We start from the raw sequence: 290 nt of genomic DNA on the forward strand, positions 1-290 counted from the left end.
AGTATTCAAGTCGAAGAACATGTTGAAAAAATAGCTGGTGTTAAAAAGGTCTATAACCAACTGCGCATACAACCGGTTATCAACGTCTCTCAGATGAGCCGTGACAGCTGGATCACTGCTAAGGTTAAATCTGCCTTAATAGGAGAAGACAAGCTGAAAGGCGTATCAGTTAAAGTGATTACCGAGAATAGCGAAGTATTCCTGTTCGGTTACGTCACACCTGAAAGCGCTGATATTGCCACAGATACAGCTCGCAATGTTAGTGGCGTAAAATTGGTGATTCGTGGTTT

The 290-nt window shown here is 42.4% G+C and carries 1 protein-coding gene; it reads left to right on the plus strand.

Annotated elements, in window-relative coordinates; all coding sequences use genetic code 11:
- Positions 1 to 290, plus strand: a 290-nt coding sequence (locus tag AB4585_RS22490) for a BON domain-containing protein (protein ID WP_372171032.1), incomplete at both ends; no start/stop codon positions are given.

It is taken from the genome of Vibrio sp. 10N.222.49.C9, assembly GCF_041474985.1.
Lineage (GTDB): Bacteria > Pseudomonadota > Gammaproteobacteria > Enterobacterales > Vibrionaceae > Vibrio > Vibrio crassostreae_C.